Annotated in this window: 14 protein-coding genes; 10 read left to right on the top strand and 4 right to left on the bottom strand. The window is 62.9% G+C overall.

Annotated features, from left to right (window positions below; all coding sequences use genetic code 11):
- The first annotated feature begins 54 nt into the window (after nt 1-54).
- The 8 genes from ATN84_RS00195 to ATN84_RS00160 all read left to right on the top strand — a co-directional run bounded on the left by ATN84_RS00195 (nt 55) and on the right by ATN84_RS00160 (nt 10,533).
- Nucleotides 55-2,046: a heme lyase CcmF/NrfE family subunit gene (locus tag ATN84_RS00195; protein WP_068879537.1), complete on the top strand. Its 1,992-nt coding sequence runs from the start codon at nt 55-57 to the stop codon at nt 2,044-2,046.
- A gap of 239 nt (nt 2,047-2,285) precedes the next feature.
- Nucleotides 2,286-2,756 (top strand): cytochrome c-type biogenesis protein, encoded by a 471-nt coding sequence (locus tag ATN84_RS00190; RefSeq protein ID WP_068879536.1) that lies wholly within the window; start codon nt 2,286-2,288, stop codon nt 2,754-2,756.
- Nucleotides 2,757-2,884: 128 nt separating this feature from the next.
- Nucleotides 2,885-4,414 (top strand): Do family serine endopeptidase, encoded by a 1,530-nt coding sequence (locus tag ATN84_RS00185; protein ID WP_068879535.1) that lies wholly within the window; start codon nt 2,885-2,887, stop codon nt 4,412-4,414.
- 230 nt (nt 4,415-4,644) lie between these two features.
- Complete coding sequence (locus ATN84_RS00180; RefSeq protein ID WP_068879534.1) at nt 4,645-5,328, top strand: response regulator transcription factor; 684 nt, start codon at nt 4,645-4,647, stop codon at nt 5,326-5,328.
- The gene (locus ATN84_RS00175; RefSeq protein WP_201026318.1) at nt 5,325-6,728 is read left to right on the top strand and encodes a sensor histidine kinase; all 1,404 of its coding nucleotides are present in this window, start codon (nt 5,325-5,327) and stop codon (nt 6,726-6,728) included. The genes ATN84_RS00180 and ATN84_RS00175 overlap by 4 nt, the downstream gene beginning before the upstream one ends.
- A 94-nt stretch (nt 6,729-6,822) precedes the next feature.
- Nucleotides 6,823-9,771 carry a bifunctional [glutamine synthetase] adenylyltransferase/[glutamine synthetase]-adenylyl-L-tyrosine phosphorylase gene (locus tag ATN84_RS00170; RefSeq protein WP_068879532.1) on the top strand — a complete coding sequence of 983 codons (2,949 nt, stop codon included), beginning with the start codon at nt 6,823-6,825 and terminating at the stop codon, nt 9,769-9,771.
- A 114-nt stretch (nt 9,772-9,885) separates the two neighbouring features.
- Complete coding sequence (locus ATN84_RS00165) at nt 9,886-10,122, top strand: type II toxin-antitoxin system Phd/YefM family antitoxin (protein ID WP_068880790.1); 237 nt, start codon at nt 9,886-9,888, stop codon at nt 10,120-10,122.
- A 3-nt stretch (nt 10,123-10,125) separates the two neighbouring features.
- Nucleotides 10,126-10,533, top strand: coding sequence for a PIN domain-containing protein (locus ATN84_RS00160; protein ID WP_068879531.1), 408 nt, complete (start codon nt 10,126-10,128; stop codon nt 10,531-10,533).
- Between the two features lie 26 nt (nt 10,534-10,559).
- Here the strand turns inward: ATN84_RS00160 and ATN84_RS00155 are convergent, their stop codons facing one another.
- Together ATN84_RS00155 and pepN are read right to left on the bottom strand one after the other, a co-directional pair.
- Complete coding sequence (locus ATN84_RS00155) at nt 10,560-12,902, bottom strand: PAS domain-containing sensor histidine kinase (protein ID WP_068879530.1); 2,343 nt, start codon at nt 12,900-12,902, stop codon at nt 10,560-10,562.
- Between the two features lie 422 nt (nt 12,903-13,324).
- Nucleotides 13,325-15,970, bottom strand: a complete 2,646-nt coding sequence (gene pepN / locus ATN84_RS00150; protein ID WP_068879529.1) for an aminopeptidase N — start codon at nt 15,968-15,970, stop codon at nt 13,325-13,327.
- A 211-nt stretch (nt 15,971-16,181) separates the two neighbouring features.
- Here pepN and ATN84_RS00145 point away from each other — a divergent pair, with 211 nt between their 5' ends.
- Nucleotides 16,182-17,096 carry a DMT family transporter gene (locus ATN84_RS00145; RefSeq protein ID WP_068880789.1) on the top strand — a complete coding sequence of 305 codons (915 nt, stop codon included), beginning with the start codon at nt 16,182-16,184 and terminating at the stop codon, nt 17,094-17,096.
- Nucleotides 17,097-17,127: 31 nt separating this feature from the next.
- Here the strand turns inward: ATN84_RS00145 and ATN84_RS00140 are convergent, their stop codons facing one another.
- Both ATN84_RS00140 and ATN84_RS00135 read right to left on the bottom strand, forming a co-directional pair.
- Nucleotides 17,128-18,378: an MFS transporter gene (locus tag ATN84_RS00140; RefSeq protein WP_068880788.1), complete on the bottom strand. Its 1,251-nt coding sequence runs from the start codon at nt 18,376-18,378 to the stop codon at nt 17,128-17,130.
- A gap of 188 nt (nt 18,379-18,566) precedes the next feature.
- Nucleotides 18,567-19,454 (bottom strand): uracil-DNA glycosylase, encoded by an 888-nt coding sequence (locus ATN84_RS00135; RefSeq protein WP_068879528.1) that lies wholly within the window; start codon nt 19,452-19,454, stop codon nt 18,567-18,569.
- 504 nt (nt 19,455-19,958) lie between these two features.
- Between ATN84_RS00135 and ATN84_RS00130 the strand changes: the two genes are divergently transcribed.
- Entirely contained in the window at nt 19,959-21,626 is a 1,668-nt protein-coding gene (locus ATN84_RS00130; RefSeq protein ID WP_068879527.1) for an electron transfer flavoprotein-ubiquinone oxidoreductase, read from the top strand.
- Nucleotides 21,627-21,652 lie beyond the last annotated feature (26 nt).

Here is a 21,652-nt window from a genome sequence, read left to right as displayed (position 1 = left end):
TATGGGGGAGATGGCCGGCAGGCCAGAGGGGGGTGTTGGAGTGCACGACTGCAGATGACCGCCGAGATCGGACAATTCGCACTGGTTCTGGCACTGGCGCTTTCGCTGGTGCAGTCGGTCCTGCCCGTTGCCGGCGCCAGGCGCCGCGATCCGCGCATGATGGCGGTCGCGGTGCCGACGGCCTTTGCCGTCTTTGCCCTGATCGCCCTATCCTTTGCGATGCTCGTCCACGCCTATGTCGTCTCCGATTTCTCCGTCCTCAACGTGGTCGAGAACTCGCATTCGCAAAAGCCGCTTCTCTATAAGATCACCGGCGTTTGGGGCAATCATGAAGGCTCCATGCTGCTCTGGGTGCTGATCCTCGCCTTTTTCGGCGCCCTCGTCGCCTTTTTCGGCAACAATCTCCCGCCCGCGCTTAAAGCCAACGTTCTGGGCGTCCATGGCTGGATCGGCACGGCCTTCCTCCTCTTCATCGTCGCCACGTCCAATCCTTTCGCGCGCGTCGCCCCGGCGCCTTTGGAGGGACAGGACCTCAATCCGATCCTTCAGGATATCGGCCTCGCCATCCACCCGCCGCTTCTCTATCTCGGCTATGTCGGCTTTTCCGTCTGCTTCTCCTTTGCCGTCGCAGCCCTCATCGAGGGCCGGATCGATGCGGCATGGGCGCGCTGGGTGCGGCCTTGGACCTTGACGGCCTGGATGTTCCTAACCGGCGGCATCGCCATGGGCTCCTACTGGGCCTATTACGAGCTGGGCTGGGGCGGCTGGTGGTTCTGGGATCCGGTGGAGAACGCCTCCTTCATGCCGTGGCTTGCCGGCACGGCGCTCCTGCATTCCGCCCTTGTCATGGAGAAGCGTTCCGCGCTCAAGATCTGGACGGTGCTGCTGGCGCTTCTCACCTTCTCGCTGTCGCTGCTCGGCACTTTCCTCGTGCGCTCCGGCGTGCTGACCTCGGTCCACACCTTCGCCACCGATCCCGGCCGCGGCCTGTTCATCCTGGCGATCCTCACCCTCTTCATCGGCGGTTCCCTCACGCTCTTCGCCTTTCGGGCGCAGAGCCTGTCGAGCGGCGGCCTGTTCCAGCCGATCTCGCGCGAAGGTGCGCTGGTCTTCAACAATCTGTTCCTGACCACGGCCACGGCGACCGTGCTGGTCGGCACGCTCTACCCGCTGCTTCTCGAAGCCCTGACCGGCGACAAGATCTCCGTCGGCGCGCCGTTCTTCAACATGACCTTCGGCCCGCTGATGATCCCGCTGCTGGCGGCCGTGCCGTTCGGTCCGCTGCTCGCCTGGAAGCGTGGCGATCTCCTCGGCGTCGGCCAGCGGCTCTTGACGGCTTTCGCCCTGGCGCTGCTCGTCACCGGCTTCATCCTCTACAAGACGTCTGCCCGCGAGGTGCTTGCCGCCTTCGGCATCGGCCTTGCCGTCTGGGTGATGGCCGGCAGTCTGACCGATCTGGCGCTCAAGGCCGGCATCGGCAAGGTGTCCGCCGCGACCGCTTTTGCCCGCTTCGTCGGCCTGCCGCGCTCGGTCTTCGGTACCGCGCTCGCCCATTTCGGGCTCGGCATCACCTTGCTCGGCATCGTCAGCGTCACCACGTTCGGCACGGAGCAGGTGGTAGCGATGAAACCGGGCGAGACGCTGCCCGTCGCCGGCTACCGGCTGCGCTATGACGGGCTCACCCCGGCGATCGGACCGAACTATACCGAGCAGCAGGGGCGCTTCGCGCTTCTCGACAACGCCGCGCGGCAGGTCGATACCATCGTCTCGGCCAGACGCTTCTATCCCGCGCGCCGCATGCCGACGACCGAGGCGGGCATCGTCACCCATGGCGTCAACCAGTTCTATATCTCGTTGGGCGACGATCTGGCCGCCGGCGGTATCGTCGTGCGCGTCTGGTGGAAGCCGCTGGTCACGCTGATCTGGCTCGGCGCGCTGGCGATGATGGCGGGCGGGTGCATCTCATTGCTCGATCGCCGCCTGCGCATCGGCGCGCCGGCGAGGGCGAAGGGGCCGCGCTCCGGCCCGGCGGAGGCGTCGGCATGATGGAAACGCTGGCTCCAGATACCCCCCTCTGGCCTGCCGGCCATCTTCCCATCCTCCCGCCGTCATCCTCGGGCTTGACCCGAGAATCCACGGCAAGGGGGCGGAAGCGGGACTATCATGCGCAACGGGATTGTATGATTATCAAGAGAGATATTGGGCGGTTCCTGCTTGCTGGAATGCGTCAGTGCGGCGAGAAGATTGGTGCTTCCTTGCCGTGGATCCTCGGGTCAAGCCCGAGGATGACGGTGGGAGTGGTGAAACCACTCCTCCTCGCCTTCGCGCTCCTGTCCGCCACCACAGCCCACGCCGTCACACCGGACGAAATCCTCCCCGATCCCGTATTGGAACAGCGCGCCCGCACGATTTCGGCCGAACTGCGCTGCATGGTCTGCCAGAATCAATCGATTGACGATTCCAATGCGGATTTGGCGAAAGACCTCCGGGTTCTCGTGCGCGAAAGGCTGAAAGCCGGCGATACCGATGAGCAGGTGCTCGATTTCGTCGTGGCGCGCTATGGCGAGTTCGTCCTCCTGAAGCCGCGGCTGGAGGCCAAGACCATTCTTCTCTGGAGCTTTCCGATCGCGATTCTGCTGATCGGCGGCGGTTTCCTCCTTGTCTCCGCGCGGCGCAGGTCGGCGGCCCAAACCCCACCGCTCTCCGACGAGGAACGCCGGAAGCTGGCCGAGATCATGAAGGACGGCGGGGCGTAGTAAATCGGAAACCTTACCAAACTTTCATGTTGCGGAAATTAACCGGTAAGGTTGTCGGCATTATCTCTAATGCTCATTTAGTGCTCAACGGTCGTTCGGCCAGCCTATCAATGCCCAAGGAGAATCCGATGCCGAAAGAAAAGTCCCCATCCCTGTACCGCAAGAGCCTCATCGCCGTGGCGATGACTTCGGCGCTCGCCGGTGCGGTCCTGGCGAACGGGCCGCTCAGCGCCGTCATGCCTGCGCTGGCCGATCCCGTCAGCGTCGATGGGCCCACACAGCCCGGCTTCGCCGACGTCGTTGCAAAGGTGAGCCCCGCCGTCGTCAGCGTGCGCGTCAAGAGCGATGTGCAGACGACATCCGACAGCGGCCCGAGCTTCTTTTCCGGTCCCGGCTTCGACCAGCTTCCCGATGGCCACCCGCTGAAGCGCTTCTTCCGCGAGTTTGGCGGCCAGGACCGCCCGGAAGGCAAGCGGAAGCGTGACGGAAATCGCCCCGGTCGCGCCCGTCCGGTGTCGCAGGGTTCCGGCTTCTTCATTTCCGATGACGGCTATCTCGTCACCAACAACCACGTTGTGTCCGGTGGCGACGCCTATTCGGTGGTCCTCGACGACGGGACGGAGCTCGATGCCAAGCTCGTCGGCACCGATCCGCGTACCGATCTCGCCGTCCTCAAGGTCGATCCCAAGGGCCGCAAGTTCACCTATGTCGCCTTCGGCGACGACAACAACGTCCGTGTCGGCGACTGGGTGGTTGCCGTCGGCAATCCGTTCGGCCTCGGCGGAACGGTGACGGCGGGCATCGTCTCGGCCCGCGGCCGTGATATCGGCGCCGGCCCCTATGACGATTTCATCCAGATCGATGCGGCGGTCAACCGCGGCAATTCCGGCGGCCCCGCCTTCAACCAGCAGGGCCAGGTGATCGGCATTAACACCGCCATCTTCTCGCCATCCGGCGGCAATGTCGGTATCGCCTTCGCCATCCCCGCTTCCACGGCGAAGCAGGTCGTCGACCAGATCATCAAGACCGGCTCCGTGCAGCGCGGCTGGATCGGCGTGCAGATCCAGCCGGTGACCAAGGAAATCGCCGAATCGCTCGGGCTTTCCGAGGCCAAGGGCGCGATCGTCGCTTCGCCGCAGGCTGACGGACCGGCCGCCAAGGCCGGCATTGAGACGGGCGACGTCATCACCGCCGTCAATGGCGAAACGGTCGAGGGTCCGCGCGATCTCGCCCGCAAGGTTGCGGCGATCGCCCCCGGCGAAAAGGCGGAGGTGACGGTATGGCGCAAGAATGCGGCCAAGACCATCGACCTCTCGATCGCTGCCATGCCGAAAAATCAGGAGCAGGCGGGCACGGGTCAGTCGTCCCAGCAGCCCGGCGATGGCGAGACGCTCGATGACTATGGTCTCACCGTCGTTCCCTCTGAAGACGGCAAGGGCGTCGTGGTCACCGATGTCGATCCCGACAGCGATGCGGCCGACAAGGGGATCAACTCCGGCGATATCATCGTCACTGTCAACAACAAGCCGGTGAAGGACGTTGACGACATCAACGCCGCGATCAAGGACGCCGAGAAGGCGGGTCGCAACGCGGTGCTTCTGCAGCTGCAGACCAACGACCAGAGCCGCTTCGTCGCACTTCCGATCGCTAAGGGCTGAGCACAGGAGAGCCGGAGACCAGTTTTCCAGTCTTCCGTCTCCGGCATTTCTTGCCTGTGTGGTTTGGGCAGCGTATCGGAAATGCAGGGCAGCGGGTCCAATCGATCCGCTGCCCGTTTTGATAGGGGAGTAGGGAATAGTGAGTAGTGAGTAGGGAAATAGCTTTTACTAATCCCTATTGCCTATTCCCTACTCCCTTACACAGCAACCAACGGTTATGATCGCTGCTCATGAAGATTCTCGTCATAGAAGATGATCGCGAGGCGGCCCGCTACCTGGAAAAGGCTTTTGCCGAGGCGGGCCATGCTGCCGATATCGCCGGAGACGGCGAAACCGGCTATGCGCTCGCGGAAAGCGGCAATTACGATGTGCTGATCATCGACCGCATGCTGCCGCGCCGCGACGGTCTCGCCGTCATCGCCGGCCTGCGCGCCAAGGGCATCGAGACGCCGGCGCTGATCCTTTCGGCATTGGGCCAGGTCGATGACCGCGTCACCGGCCTGCGCGCCGGCGGCGACGATTATCTGACGAAACCCTATGCGTTTTCGGAGCTTCTGGCGCGTGTCGAGGTCCTGCGCCGGCGCTCCAGCCCCCGCGAGGCCGACACGATCTACCGTGTCGGCGATCTCGAGCTCGATCGCCTTGCGCATACGGCGCGCCGTGGCGGCACGGATATCATTCTGCAGCCGCGCGAGTTCCGCCTGCTCGAATATCTCATGCGGCATGCCGGGCAGGTGGTGACCCGCACAATGCTTCTCGAAAATGTCTGGGATTATCATTTCGATCCCCAGACCAATGTCATCGATGTCCATATCTCGCGGCTGCGCGGCAAGATCGAAAAAGGCTTCAAGACGCCGCTGCTCCATACCGTGCGCGGCGCGGGCTATATGCTGAAGGCAGCCGGAGACGCCTGATGAGCCGCTTTGCCGCCCTGATGCGTACGACCGCGGCGCGGCTGTCGGCGCTCTACCTCCTGTTGTTCATGCTCGGCGCCATCGCGCTCGTCATCTACATGACGAATCTTTCGGTTTCGCTTCTCACAAACCAGACCCAGCAATCGCTCAGCGAGGAAGTCGCCTCGATCGGCGCTGCCTATAACCGTGGCGGTATTCCACTCATGGTGCGCATCATCGACAGGCGCTCCCGCCAGCCCGGCGCCTATCTCTATCTTGTCGCCGATCCCGCCGGGCGCATACTCGCCGGCAATGTCGAAAGCCTGCAGCCTGGTGTTCTCGATACGGACGGGATGGTCGAGCGCGCTTTCACCTATCAGCGCTATGGAGAGCAGAGCGCCAGCGATGTTCACAAGGCCATTGCCGTCGTCATCGCGCTTCCCAACGGCATGCGCATCCTCGTCGGCCGCGATCTCGGCGAGCCCGAGCGCTTTCGCGATATCGTCCGCCGCGCGCTCATGCTGGCGCTGGGCATCATGGGCGTCGGTGCGTTCCTGATCTGGTATTTCGTCGGCCGTCGCGCGCTGGCCCGCATCGATCAGCTCTCTTCCGCTTCCCACCGCATCATGGATGGCGATCTGACCGGACGCTTGCCGATTTCCGGGTCGGGCGACGAATTTGACCGCCTGTCCGGCAGTCTCAATGCCATGCTGGGCCGCATCCAGGAACTGAACGACGGCCTGAAGCAGGTTTCGGACAATATCGCCCATGATCTGAAGACGCCGCTGACGCGCCTGCGCAACCGGGCTGAAGCGGCGCTGACAAGCGGTAGGCTGACAAAGGACTATCGCAGTGCGCTTGAGGATATCATCGCCGAATCCGACCAGCTTATCCGCACCTTCAATGCGATCCTCATGATTTCCCGGCTGGAAGCGGGTTATTCCAGCGAGAGCATGCAGGTCATGCCCGCCGCGCCGGTCTTGCGCGACGTTGCCGATCTCTATGAGCCGGTGGCCGAGGACGCGGGCGTTTCCTTGTCGCTGGGCGAACTCGACGAGACCCCGCTGCGCATCAATCGCGAACTGGTCGGCCAGACGGTTTCCAACCTTGTCGACAATGCCATCAAATATGCCGGCGGGGAGGGGGCGAACGCGACGGTCACCCTTTCCATGGAGCGGCAGGACAAGAACGTCCTGATCGTCGTTGCCGATAACGGCCCCGGCATTCCTGAGGAGAGCCATGACCGGGTGACGGAGCGCTTCGTGCGTCTTGAGGAAAGCCGCACCCAGCCGGGCCTGGGCCTGGGCCTGAGCCTTGCCAAGGCGGTGATGAAACTGCACGGTGGCAGCCTACGCCTTGAGGACAACAAGCCGGGCCTGCGCGCGGTTCTGGCTTTTCCGGCGCCGGAGGGTGGTGGGTGATAGAGTGGATCCAGATGGGGACGTGGCGGTAGGCGCCCCCCTCTGTCCCGCCGGCGTCTCCATATAGGAATGAGCAGTTTAAGAGGGGAGGGCCATCTTGGCAGGACAGGGACAACCATTTTTCGCACGAGAACCAAAGTCGCTCATCCCCATTGATGCGGAGAAGGCGGCCGAGCTTCTGGCTGATCTGCGCGAAAGCGCGGCGGATTGTCCGAAGCTCCTGAAGCAGCTCTCCGATCCGGCCTCGGCTGCTTTCCTCTCCGCCGTCCTCGAGCTTTCGCCCTTCATCCGCGAGGTGCTTTTGCGCCGTCCCGCAATACTGGAGGCGCTGTGCGAAACGGCCCCAGACACGCGGCTTGAGCAGCTGCTGGCCGATATCTCGGCCGCCTGGGAAGGCAGTGAGGTCACCGAAACCACCCTCATGGCTTCCCTGCGCAAGTTGAAGCAGGAAGCCCATGTGCTGATCGCGCTCGCCGATCTCGCCGGCCTGTTGGAAACCGCCGGGACGACCGGCTGGCTGACGCGGCTTGCCGAAGCCTGCATCCAGGCGGCGGTTTGCTTTCTGCTGCGCGATGCCGATGCGGCGGGCAAGATTGCTCTTCCCGACCGCGCGAGGCCGCAAGCGGGAAGCGGCTGGATTATTCTCGGCATGGGCAAGCTCGGCGCCCATGAGCTCAACTATTCCTCCGATATCGATCTGATCGTCTTCATCGACGAGACTTGCCAAGCGATCGGCGATCCGCTCGAGAGTGTTGATGTTTTCTCGCGGCTGACGCGGCGTCTCGTCCGCATCCTGCAGGACCGCACGGCGGATGGCTATGTCTTCCGGGTCGATCTCAGGCTCAGGCCCGATCCGGGCTCCACCCCTCTGGCGATCCCGGTCGAGGCGGCGCTGCATTATTACGAGGGGCGCGGCCAGAACTGGGAGCGCGCCGCCATGATCAAGGCGCGGCCCGTCGCCGGCGACATCGAGGCCGGGCGCAAGGTGCTGGCAGAGCTAGCCCCCTATGTCTGGCGCAAATATCTCGATTACGCGGCGATCGCCGACGTGCACTCGATCAAGCGACAGATCCACGCTCATAAGGGGCTGGGCGACATCGCGGTGCGCGGCCACAACGTCAAACTCGGCCGCGGCGGCATCCGCGAGATCGAGTTCTTCGTCCAGACGCAGCAATTGATCGCAGGCGGCCGCTTTCCCGAACTGCGTGGGTCTGCGACGATCGCCATGCTGGGCAAGCTCGCCGAACGCGGCTGGATAACGCCCGAGGCGCGCGATGCACTGGCCGCGAAATACGTCTTCCTGCGCGATGTCGAGCACCGCATCCAGATGATCGCCGACGAGCAGACCCACGTCCTGCCCGAGGATGACGAGGGCTTCCTGCGCGTCGCACGCATGATGGGATATGAAAACGCCGAGGATTTCGCGAAGGATTTTCTTTCAGCGCTCGGCACCGTCGAGGACCACTATGCCGCGCTCTTCGAGCAAGCGCCGGAGCTTGGCGGCGAGACCGGCAATCTGGTGTTCACCGGCGATGTCGATGATCCCGGCACGCTCGAAACGCTGTCTGAGCTCGGCTTCGAGCGTCCGAGCGACATCTGCCGCGTCATCCGCACCTGGCATTTCGGGCGCTATCGCGCGACGCGCTCGGCAGAGGCGCGCGAACGCCTGACGGAGCTGTCACCGGCCTTGCTGAAGGCCTTCGGCGAGACGAAGCGGGCGGACGAGGCGCTGCTGCGCTTCGACGAGCTCTTGAAGGGCCTACCCGCCGGCATCCAGCTTTTCAGTCTGCTCCAGTCCAATCCGCCGCTGCTCGGCCTTCTCGTGCTCATCATGAGCGCCGCGCCGCGCCTTGCCGATATCATCACCCGCAAGCCTCATGTTTTCGACGGGCTGCTCGATCCGGCGATCTTCGCCGAAATGCCGACGAGGGCCTATCTCGAAGAGCGGCTTGAGAGCTTCCTCGGCAATGGCAGGCTCTATGAGGAGATACTCGATCGTCTACGCATCTTCGCTGATGAACACCGTTTCCTCATCGGCATCCGCCTTTTGACGGGAGCCATCGACGGGCCGCGCGCGGGCAGGGCGTTTTCCGATCTCGCCGACCTGATGATCGGCAAGGCGCTCGCCGCCGTGCTGGAGGAGTTCAGCCGCCGCCATGGCAAGGTTGCCGGCGGCAGGGTCGGCATTCTCGGCATGGGCAAGCTCGGCAGTCGCGAGCTGACGGCGGGCTCGGACATCGACCTGATCCTGCTCTATGATCATGACGAGGATGCCGAGGAATCCGACGGCGAGAAGCCGCTTCCTTCCTCGCAATACTATATCCGCATGACGCAGCGGCTGATATCAGCCCTTTCCGCCCCGACCGCCGAAGGCGTTCTTTACGAGGTCGATCTGCGCCTGCGCCCGTCGGGCAACAAGGGGCCGGTCGCCACCCACATCGCCTCATTTGGCAAGTATCAGCGCAACGAGGCCTGGACCTGGGAGCACATGGCGCTGACGCGGGCTCGGCCTGTGGCGGGCGACGAGGGGCTTCTTGCGCATGTCGCATCGGAGATCGATGCCATCCTGGCTTTACCGCGCGATCCGGCGAAGACGGCGAAGGATGTCGTCGAGATGCGCGCGCTCATCGAGAAGGAAAAGCCGCCGCGCGACCTCTGGGATTTGAAGCTCAAGCCGGGCGGCATCATCGATCTGGAATTCATCGCGCAGTTCGCGGGCCTGACCGGCAATGTGGAGATGAAACACCGTTCGACGGCGACGGACGATGTTCTGGCGCATCTCGCCCCAACCTTTGCCGAGCCGTCGGTCTCGGACGAGCTGGTCGATGCGCACCGGCTTTATACCCGCCTGAGCCAGACGATCCGGCTCTGCCTGACGGGTAAGGTGGAAAGCGACGATCTTCCGCCGGGATTGGCCGATCTCCTATGCCGCGCCGCCGAACTTCCGGATTTGAAGCGCGTCGAGAGCCATCTGGAGCAGGTCGCCAAGGGCGTGCGCAAGCAATTCGATGCGCTGATGCGCGGGGCGATGCGGAAAGTGTAGACGCTTGCCCTTTATCCCTCGTGGGTGCCAAGCGAGCATCTTTCCACGATGACTTGACAGGAGAACATGTGGCGACAATATATGACCATATGGTCATTTTTCTCGAGGGTCGTCATGAAAACCTTCACCGTCGTTGAAGCCAAATCGCGCTTCTCCGCCCTGCTGGCTGAGGTCGAGGCGGGCGCGGAGATCGCTGTCACCCGTCACGGGAAAATCGTGGCGCGACTGGTGCCGGATCATCCGAGCGTTGCAGCCGACGCCTTCCGTGACTTCTGGATCGAAAAGGATGATATCGATCTGCAAGCCCCGGAAGATGCACCCGCCGAGGATGTAGCCTCGATGGATGACTAGACCGTGGCGACGCTTTATCTGTTGGACACCAATATTCTGATCGCCGCTCTGAAAGGGCAACCGGCCGTACGGGAACGCTTGGAATCTCTGTCTCTCAGCAATATGCGCCTCTCGGCGATCGTGCTCGGAGAGTTGGAACTCGGCGCGGAAAAGAGCGCTCATGGTGAGCGAAGCCGTGCCCGTCTTGCCGCGCTGGTCGAGCGGTTGCCTTTCGTCGGCCTCGATGCCGAGGCTACCCGACAATATGGGCGGGTGAGGGCCCTTCTGGAACGGCATGGAACCCCGATAGGGGCCAATGACACATGGATCGCGGCACAGGCGCTAGCCATTAAGGCCACGCTGGTTACAGACGACCAACGCGAGTTTTCCCGCATCCCTGATCTGCCGCTGGAGAATTGGCTGGCAAGATGATGGTGTTTCCGAAGTAGAGGTTCGGCTCACGCCGCTTCGCTCTCGTCTTCCGTCGCCTCCACCGGAATGCGCACCGAGACGATCGTGCCCACGCCCTCGGTCGAGCGGATTTTCAACGCACCGCCATGCAGCGCGACCAGCGAGCGGGAGATCGCCAGGCCGAGGCCAGAGCCGGCATGGGATTTGGTGAACTGGTTCTCGACCTGCTCGAAAGGCTGGCCGAGCTTCTTCAGCGCTCCCTTCGGTATGCCGCAGCCCGTATCCTCGATGGTCAGCACCAGCGCGCCTGATGTCTTGCGGGCGCGCACCGAGATGCGGCCGCCGTCCGAGGAGAACTTCACCGCATTGGAGAGCAGGTTGATCAGCACCTGCTTGATCGCCCGGCGGTCGGCATTCAGCGTCATCGTCTCGGCGATCCTGGTCTGCACCTCGATGTTCTTGTCCTGCGCCTGCAGCGAGATCACCCGCACCGTTTCCTGGATCAGCGGGCAGAGGTCGATTTCCTGACGGTCCAGCGAGAAATGCCCCGCCTCGATCTTCGACATGTCGAGAATGTCGTTGATGACGTTGAGGAGATAGGCGCCGCTGGTGTGGATATCGCGCACATATTCCTCATAGCGGTCCGAGCCGAGCGGCCCGAACGTCGCCTGGCTCATCATCTCGGAAAAGCCGATGATGGCGTTAAGCGGCGTCCGCAGCTCGTGCGACATGTTGGCGAGGAATTCGGATTTGGCGCGGTTGGCGCTTTCGGCGCGCTCCTTCTCCACCGCGTATTTGCTGGCGAGCTCGGAGAGTTCGCGCACCCGGTCCTTCTCGCCTTTGCGGGCGAGGCTGAGATCATGAATGGTCGCCATCAGGCGGCGTTCGCTGTCGACCAGCCGCTCCTGATGCAATTTCAGCTGCGTGATATCGGTGCCGACCGAGACGAGGCCGCCATCCTGTGTGCGCCGCTCGTTGACCTGCAGCCAGCGCCCGTCCGCCAGTTGCCGCTCGAAGGTCTGCGCGCCGCTGCGGTCGTTCGCATTGGCCATCCGGCGCTCGAGCGAGACCGGACGAATCAGCGGCTGGATCTCGTTTCGGGTGACGCCCGGCACGAGGGCAGCGGCGGGCAGGCCGGCATATTCGTTGAACTTGCTGTTTGACATCACCAGGCGATTATTGGCATCCCAGAGCACGAAAGCCTCGGAAATGCTCTCGATCGCCTCGCGGATGCGCATGTCGGCTTCCGCCGTCGCCTGCGCGAAGCGGTGCTGCTCGCTGACATCGAAGGCGATGCCGACGAGATGCAGATCGCCCTCATTGGCGATCTCGGCGCGCACCCGCATCCACACCCAGTAGCCGTCGGCATGGCGCATCCGGAACACCTTGTCGAGTTGGCGGATATCGCCGGCAACCGCTTGCGTGGCGATCGCATAGAGATCGCCGTCCTCGGGATTGATGATCGCCGCCACGTCGCCGAAGGAGAGGATCGCGTCATGCGCCTCATAGCCCAACATCTCATACATCGAGCGCGACCAGTACATGCGCCCGCGCGCCATGTCCCAGTCCCACAGGCCGCAGCGCCCCCGGGCGAGCGCCAGATTGATGCGCCGCTGGATCTGATCCGAGATCTGGTCGGCGTCGCGCGCCCGCGCCGCCTGGCTGAAATAGGCATAGAGGATCGCCATCATCACGCCCGCCGTGCCGGCAAAGAGCGTGATGTTGAGCGATACGATCCGGCGCCATTCTGCATAAACCGTCTCGGTCGGCTCCGCCGCGAAGACGGCCAGATTGCCATTTCCGGTGCGGTTGAGCGAGGCAAGCGCATCCGCACCGTTGAGCTTGATCTGCATGACACCCGCCCGCTCGCCGAAGAGGAAAAGCGGCTGGCCGTCCATGACGGCGCTCTCGATGTTCTTGCCCCGTAGCTCTTCCATGCCCGAGGCGGTGACCACCACGGAGTTGGCGTCGGCGACCGCGATCTGCACCGCGGGGGAAATCAGCCCCCTGGAGCGGAAATCGACGATGAGGTTCTGCAGCTCCATCGGCGACAGGCCGTCGGTGCTCCCCGCTTCGCCGCGCATATTGGCCAGGCGGTCGATCATCGCCGAGATGTGGCTTGTGGAAAGGGCCAGCGCCGAACGGGTGTTGCGCTCGATATCGTCGCGCCACGCCATCAGCGACAGCACCCGGGCGATGGCGAGGATGATCAGGAAAAGGATGATGAGGGTCGGGATCGAGCGGCGCAGCCACGGCTCGAGCGACAGGAGCTTTTGATATGCGGGGCCGGCGAGCAGACCGGCGTGACCGGAAAGCCCGGCCTTCGATCTTCTCTTTTTTGAGGCATAATACCTCGCCGTCGGCGCGTCATACGCGTCCGCATTTGCCATCCTGTGGCCCCCTGCATTTACTCTTTCCGATGAAAGTGATTCGGGACGCCGCACATCCGAACCATCGCCAATGAATCAAAACTGATTCGGCCTGTCCAGCCTTTTCGTTAAAATTTAATCAAAATGGAAAAGATGATTCGGCTTTTTGGAGTTGGATTGCCGGTGTCTGAGCCTTTTGGTTCTTCAGCTGGAAATGACGCGGCAGTGGCATTGTTCCGGAATGGATCCTCGGGTCAAGCCCGAGGATGACGACTGTAGAAGGGTTTTGGCTAATGGCAAACGCGGCGGTCGATGCTGTCATCCCACCTCTAACCCGTCATCCTCGGGCTTGACCCGAGGATCCATGCCTGAACATAGCCACCCCACCTGCATTCAGACAGTTGCAGCAAGAGCGGTCAGTCACACCGAACGGAAACCGGCATTTACCCCAGCGTCCGCTCGACGATATCCTTCACGTCGGTGGAAAGCTTCTCCGTGGCCGCGATGCGGGCGAGGGCCGCGCGGGCATGTTCGCGACGCACGGGCTCCAGCGAGCGCCAGGACCGGAGCGCCGTCAGCAGCCGTGCCGCAAGCTGCGGGTTTTCCCGGTCGATCTTCAGGATCATGTCGGCGAAGAAGTCGTAAGCCGCGCCGTCCGCCCGGTTAAAGCCGGTCTGGTTGGCGGTGGCGAAGAGGCCGATCAGCGCGCGCGTCCGGTTGGGATTGTCGAGCGAGAAAAGCCTGTGGCTCATCAGCGCCCGCACCCTGTCGAGCGCCGCGGCGCCGGGACGCGTTGCCTGGACCATGAACCATTTGTCCATCACCAACGGGTCGCCGCCGAACCGCTCCTCGAAAGCGCCGAGCGCTTCACGCGCGCTGTCGCTGTCGCCGAAGCGGTGGACGAGCACCCCAAGCGCCGCCGCCCGGTCCGTCATATTGTCCGCCGCGCGGAATTGCGCCGTCGCGTGTGAAGGATCAGCTTCCGCCACACTGAGATAGTCGAGCAGGCAGTTGCGCAATGCCCGGCGCCCGGCGCTTTCCGCATCGGGCGAGAAGGTGCCGGTGTTGGCGAGCTTGTCGTAAAGCGCAGCGAATGCCTGGCGGTGCGCCTCGGCGATCGCCTTGATCAGCGCCTCGCGGCTCGCCAGAACGGCGTCGGGATCGATATTGTCGCCGATCTCGCGGGCGATGTCGCTTTCGCCGGGAGGCGTCAGGCAAAGCGCCCGGAAGGCCGCGTCGAGCGTCTCGTTGGCGGCGATTTCGCCGACGAGGTTGACGATATCGGCATCGATGACGGGCGGCTTGCCGCCGCGCACCTGCTTGACGCCGGCGATTAGCGCGCCGGTGAGAAGCTTGGTCAGCGCCTGCCAGCGCCCGACCGGATCGCTGTCGTTGAGCGCCAGGAATATCAGGTCTTCATGCGGCAGCTCGCTCGCCAGCGTCACAGGTGCGGAGAACCCGCGCAGCAGCGAGGGAACGGGGCGTTCCCCGATGCCGGTGAAGCGCACCTTCTCCTTGCGCTGGCGCAGATGGATGACGTCGCCCGTCACCTCCGCACCCGTTGCTGATGCCGGCGTGATGTCCTTGCCGTCGGAGCCGATGAGCCCGAACTCGATCGGGATATGCATCGGCTTCTTGCGGCTCTGGCCGGGCGTCGCCTTCAGCGATTGTTCGAGTTCGATCGTGAACGTCTTCTCAGCCGGATCGTAATCATAGCTGACCGAGAGGTTCGGCGTGCCCGCCTGCTCGTACCAAAGCGCGAACTGGCTCAAATCGCGTCCCGAGGCGTCCTCGAACGCCTTGACGAAATCCTCGATCGTCGCCGCTTCCCCGTCATGGCGCTCGAAATAGAGGTCCATGCCTTTACGGAAGAGATCGGGCCCGAGGATCGTGCGGATCATGCGCACCACCTCGGAGCCTTTCTCGTAGACCGTCGCCGTGTAGAAATTGTTGATCTCGCGATATTGCCGCGGGCGCACGGGATGGGCCAGCGGCCCTGCATCCTCGGGAAACTGATGCGCCTTCAGCGTCTTCACCTCGGCGATGCGCTTGACCGCGCGGGACCGCTGGTCGGCCGAGAATTCATGATCGCGGAAGACAGTCAGCCCTTCCTTCAGGCAGAGCTGGAACCAGTCGCGGCAAGTGATTCTGTTTCCTGTCCAATTGTGGAAATATTCATGCGCGATAACGGCCTCGATCCCGGCATAGTCGGTATCCGTCGCCGTTTCGGCGTCGGCCAGCACATATTTGTCGTTGAAGACGTTGAGACCCTTGTTCTCCATCGCCCCCATGTTGAAGTCCGAGACGGCGACGACGTTGAAGACGTCGAGATCATATTCGCGGCCGAACACCTCCTCGTCCCATTGCATCGAGCGCTTCAACGCATCCATCGCGTAGAGAGCCCGCGGCTCCTTGCCGTCCTCGACATAGATCGCGAGATCGACCTTGGTCCCTGAGCGGGTGGTGAAGCTGTCGCGGATGGACCCGAGATCGCCCGCGACGAGCGCGAAGAGATAGGATGGCTTGGGGTGCGGATCGTGCCAGACGGCGAAATGCCTGCCACCGGCGAGATCGCCCGCCTCCATGGGATTGCCGTTTGAAAGCAGCACCGGCGCTTCTGCCTTCGACGCCTCGATGCGCACCGTATAGACGGAGAGCACATCCGGGCGGTCGAGGAAATAGGTGATGCGGCGGAAGCCTTCCGCCTCGCACTGCGTGCAATAGACGCCGCTGGAGCGGTAGAGCCCCATCAGCTGGCGGTTGGTCGTCGGATTGATCTCGGTGACGATCTCGACCGTGAAACGGTCCTCCGCCGGCAGTTCGGCGATTTCCAGCCGCTCCGGCGTCGCCCGATAGCCATTGTCGCCGAGGAGGGCGCCGTTGACGGTCAGCCCGACGAGTTTGAGATCATCCCCGTCAAGGACCAGCGGCTGCGAAGCGCTGACGCCCTCGCGGCGCTCGACGGAGAGAACTGCCCGCACGATCGTTCTTTCAGGATGGAGATCGAAGGTCAGCGAGGTTTGCGGGATCAGATAGTCCGTCGGACGATAATCCTCGAGGCGGAAGAGCTGGCCTGTGTCCGTGCGCATGTGTCGATCGCTTCCTGCTACGCATTTCTATTTCAATCTCCTATCCCGCTTCGTCCAGTCGCACAACATTACTGCTGGCATTCTTATCGAATGCGGCCTATGGAGAGATACTCACCACGTCGTATGTTCCTTAAGGATCACCGTTTTGAACGCTCCCTCGCGTCCGGAGCCCGCCGATACCCGTGCCGAAAGTCCTGCCGAGCCCAATGTCATGCGGGGCATCGGCTTCAAGGTCGCATCCGTCTGTGTCTTCGTGGCGATGTCGAGCCTGCTCAAGGCCGCGGAAGGCATTCCGCTCGGTCAGCTCGTCTTCTTCCGCTCGTTCTTTGCGATCGTCCCCATCGTCATCTATCTCGCGGTCACGCATCAGCTCTCGGGCGTGTTTCATACCAAGGAGCGGTTGAGCCATGTCTGGCGCGGGCTGGTCGGCGTCTCCGCCATGTGCTGCAGCTTCTTCGCGCTGACCAAGCTTCCGCTGCCGGAAGCGATTGCCATCAACTACGCCTCGCCGCTCTTCGTCGTCGTCTTCAGCGCCATCCTGCTGCATGAAACCGTGCGCGTTTACCGGTGGAGCGCCGTGGTGGTCGGCCTCATCGGCGTGATGGTCATCCTGTGGCCCAGGCTGACCGTCTTTTCCAGCGGCGAACTCGGCATGGAGGAGACGCTGGGCGCGCTTTCGGCACTCGCCGGCGCTGGTCTGAGCGCTGTCGCCATGCTTCTCGTGCGCCGTCTCGTCCAGACGGAGCGCACCCCCACCATCGTCATCTATTTCTCGATCACCTCGAGCATCATCGCGCTTTTCACCCTGCCTTTCGGCTGGGTGATGCCGACGCCGGCGCAGGCCCTGATGCTGGTCGGGGCGGGCTTTGCCGGCGGCATCGCGCAGATCTTCCTGACGCAGTGCTATCGCTATGCCGAGATGTCGACCATCGCCCCTTTCGAATATACCTCGATGCTGCTCAGCCTCGCCATCGGCTACCTGATCTTCCACGACATCCCGACGGTGGAGATGCTGATCGGCGGCGTGGTCGTCATCGGCGCCGGCATCTTCATCATCTATCGCGAGCACAGGCTTGCTGTGGCCGAACGCAATCGCCGGGCGACGGGCGTGGGGCGGATGTCGTAGAGCGTTTCCATCAAAATGAGCGCGCTTGGCTTCAATCCTGCCCCACCGCCTCGCTGCGCGGATCGAGCTGCATCGTTTCCGGCGTCGGCTGTATTTCCGAGGCCTGGAACTGGAAATCCGGCTTCTGGTCTGCCGCTATGGCGAGGCTGCGCCGCTGGATCCGCCACAAGGCGTGCGCTCCGTAGAGGGCGAAGCAGGCCGCCATGGTGATGAAGAAGCCCGAGGGGCCGACGGCGTCCATCAGCCGTCCGGCGACCTGCGGCCCCGTCATGCTGCCGATGCCGTAGACGATCAGGAGCCCGCTCGATACTTCCACGAACTCGCTCGGATCGGCGGAATCATTGGCATGGGCGACGTTCAGGCTGTAGATCGGGTAGAGCACTGAGCCGAACAGGAACATCAGGAGATAGATCGTCCATCCCGGCCCCGGATGGACGAGGACCATCATCGTTGACAATACGAGGCCGATGATGCCCGCCACCACCATGACATAGCGCCGGTCGACGAAATCCGAGGCGCGGCCGAGCGGATACTGGAAGATCGCGCCGCCGATCATGGCGGTGGCGAGCATCGTCGCGATGCCGAGCGTCGAAAGCCCGATCTGCTCGCCATAGATAGCGGCGAGGAAGTTCCACGAGCCGGCGATGATGCCGGCGATCAGCGAGCCGACCACGGCCGCCGGCGAACGGCGGTAGAGCGCCTTCAGATCAAGGGAGACCTGCGTCAGCGGCTTTGGCGACTGCGCGTTGGAAAGGGCGGTGGGGATCAGCGCCGCCGCATAGATCAGCGCGCAGATGATGAAGAGGGTCTGCGTCGCCGGATTGCCGAAGGGCAGGATATATTGCCCGATCAGCAGGCCCATCATCGAGACGATCATGTAGATCGAGAACACCATGCCGCGCGTGTCGTTGGTGACGCGCTCGTTGAGCCAGCTTTCCACGATCATGTAGCCGCCGGCGAGCGAAAAGCCGGCGATCGCCCGGAACAGCATCCAGGCGACGGATTCGATCACCAGCGCGTGCAGGAGCAGCGACATGCTGAGAAGCGTCAGGAGAACCGAGAACACCCGGACATGGCCGACGCGACGCACCAGCCGGGGAACGATGAGGCAGCCGGCGGTGAAGGCGAGCGCATAGGTCGTGCCGATCCAGCCGATGGTCGTCGGCGACCAGCCTTCCAGCCCGGCGCGCAACGGCAAAAGGATGCCGGCGAGCCCGCCGCCCACCAGCATGAGGAATGTGCTGAACAAGAGCGCGGCGATCGACAGGATCTGGCCAGCCATGAGAAACCTCGAAATGTTGAGGACCGAAGATAGAGGAAGAAACCGCCGGCCGCGCGAGAAATTGCGACGCGGGCGATGGTTCAATTCCGACATGCGGCTTAGCGAGCGGCTGTGGCGGATGGATGGCGGAGTAATACTTGCAAGACAATCGTAGAGCATGGGCGGGACAGCGTCTAATAAAACACCTGCTAGCCAGCCGAAGTTAATTCCCGCAGTTTCATCTTCACGCCAAGAAAATCCCGCCATGCAAACCGCTTCTGCGCCGGGCTCCTCAAGAGATAGGCCGGGTGCAGCGTCGGCATCACCGGGATCACCTTGCCGGACGGCGTCGTGTGCGTTTTCCAGTTGCCGCGCAGCCGCAGGATGCCTTCCGGCGCACCGGTCAGCGCCTTGGCCGCCGGTCCGCCGAGCGCCACCAGCACCTTCGGATCGGCAAGCTCGATCTGGCGCTCGATGAACGGACGGCAGAGCTCGGTTTCGAGCGGCGTCGGCGTGCGATTCCCCGGCGGACGCCAAGGGATGGTATTGGCGATATAAACGTTCTGCCGCTCCAGCCCGATCGCCGCGATCATCCGGTTGAGAAGCTGGCCGGAACGCCCGACAAAGGGCAGGCCTTCCATATCCTCGTCGCGCCCCGGCGCTTCGCCGATGAACATGAGGTCGGAGGCGGGATCGCCGTCGGAAAAGCACATGTTCTTGGCGGTGAATTTCAGGTTGCAGCCGTCGAAGGCCGCAAGCCGTTCGCGCAATTCTTCGAGGGAGTTGGCCGTGCTCGCCGCCTCGCGGGCGATCGCCACCTGCGCTTCGTCAGGCACGACCGTGCGCGCGGGGGCAGGCGCTGCTGTCCGCGGCGTCTGGGCAGGAGAGGGCGATACGGATGGATTGCCCGTGCCGAAGGATTGGCGCGGCGCTGCCGCTTCCTGTCCGCCGGCGCGCGGCTGTTGCGGAGCCGCCTTCGGCCTCGCGCCTTCAGCGAAACGGTCGACGGGTTCGTCGGATAGGGGGCTATCCACGCCCGCCTCCGCATAAAAGCGGATCAGCCCTTCCATATCCATCGGTTCCTGCTCACTTGCCATGACCGTATCTTTATCAAGATTCGTGGGTTTCACCCCTCTCTTGCGATTTCTAGCATCTAGCTGCGCTAAGATGTTGAAGTCGCTTTCTCTCCCGCAAAGGGAGAGATAAGGCTCGCATAAAATGCTTCCGCTAATCGCAAACGTTCGAAGATTGGCGGAGGCGCGTAATGCCAGCCTTATCTCTCCCTTTGCGGGAGAGAAAGCAAATTCTTGCGTTTAGCGGAGCGCTAGCGAACGCTAAACGCTTAGAATTTGCAAGAGAGGGGGTAACTTGAGACGTCAAAGCTGACAGGAATGACGTGGCAAATTGCACAGTCCATTGCAAGGGCAGCTTCGAAAAACCACTCGATTATTGACGTTTACGTTAAGGTAAAATAATAAAGTCCCGATGTCGTATTGACCCGGACAATTGGCCGCATATGACCTGCCGCGCAACTCTGTAACACGGTAGGGTGACACTATCACCAAGAACGGTCGCGGGAACAGGCTGCCACGGAGGAATGAATGAGCGAGGCGAACGAGCTTCCTGAACGCGAGAGCATGGAATTCGACGTGGTCATCGTCGGGGCAGGACCGGCGGGCCTGGCGGCGGCGATCCGCTTGAAGCAGGTCAATCCCGATCTCTCCGTCGTCGTGCTTGAGAAGGGCGGCGAGGTCGGCGCGCATATCCTTTCCGGCGCCGTTGTCGATCCGATCGGAATCGACAGGCTCATCCCCGACTGGCGCGAGGATGGCGACCATCCTTTCAAGACGCCGGTTACCGACGACCATTTCCTGGTGCTCGGCCCCGCTGGATCGGTCCGCCTGCCGAATTTCCTGATGCCGCCCTTGATGAACAATCACGGCAATTACATCGTCTCGCTCGGCAATGTCTGCCGCTGGCTCGCCACCAGGGCGGAAGCGCTGGGCGTCGAGATCTATCCGGGCTTTGCCGCAACCGAAGTGCTCTATGACGATCATGGCGCGGTGATCGGCGTCGCCACCGGCGATATGGGTATCGAGAAGAACGGCGAACCCGGCCCCGGTTATACGCGTGGCATGGCGCTTCTTGGCAAATATGTGCTGATCGGCGAAGGCGTGCGCGGGTCTCTCGCGAAGCAGCTGATCGCCAAGTTCAAGCTCGACGAGGGCAGGCAGCCGGCCAAGTTCGGCATCGGCCTGAAGGAGCTCTGGCAGGTCGATCCTTCCAAACACAAGCCCGGCCTGGTGCAGCATTCCTTCGGCTGGCCGCTGGATATGAAGACCGGCGGCGGCTCGTTCCTCTATCATCTCGAGGACAATCTGGTGGCCGTCGGCTTCGTCGTCCATCTGAACTACAAGAACCCCTATCTCTCGCCCTTCGAGGAGTTCCAGCGCTTCAAGACGCACCCGGCGATCCGCGGCACCTTCGAGGGCGGCAAGCGGCTCTCCTACGGCGCGCGCGCCATCACCGAGGGCGGCTTCCAGTCGGTGCCGAAGCTTTCCTTCCCCGGCGGCGCGCTGATCGGCTGCTCGGCCGGCTTCGTCAACGTGCCGCGCATCAAGGGATCGCATAATGCGGTGCTCTCGGGCATGCTGGCGGCCGAGCATGTGGCGGACGCCATCGCCGCCGGCCGCGCCCATGACGAGATATCGTCTTATGAGGAAGCATGGCGCGGCAGCGACATCGGCAAGGACCTGAAGAAGGTCCGCAACGTCAAGCCGCTCTGGTCGAAGCTCGGCACGGTACTCGGCGTCTCGCTCGGCGGCCTCGACATGTGGATCAACACGCTGACCGGCGGCTGGTCGCCCTTCGGCACGATGAAGCACGGCAAGCCTGATTACAAGACGCTGGAGCCGGCGGCCGAGGCGCAGAAGATCGATTATCCCAAGCCCGACGGCGTCCTGACCTTCGACCGCCTCTCCTCGGTGTTCCTCTCCAACACCAACCATGAGGAGGACCAGCCGGTCCATCTTCAGGTGAAGAACATGGAGCTGCAGAAGACCTCGGAACTCGACGTCTATGCCGGCCCGTCGCAGCGCTATTGCCCGGCGGGGGTTTATGAGTGGGTGAAGCAGGACGGCAATGACGTCTTCGTCATCAACGCGCAGAACTGCGTCCACTGCAAGACCTGCGATATCAAGGACCCGAACCAGAACATCAACTGGGTCCCGCCACAAGGCGGCGAAGGACCGGTCTATGTGAATATGTAATGTTCACATAGACCGTGTCCGTCTCG

The organism is Paramesorhizobium deserti, assembly GCF_001558695.1.
GTDB classification, from domain to species: domain Bacteria; phylum Pseudomonadota; class Alphaproteobacteria; order Rhizobiales; family Rhizobiaceae; genus Paramesorhizobium; species Paramesorhizobium deserti.
Note: the sequence above shows the minus strand (reverse complement) of the source record. Positions and strands in the feature narration are given on the sequence as shown.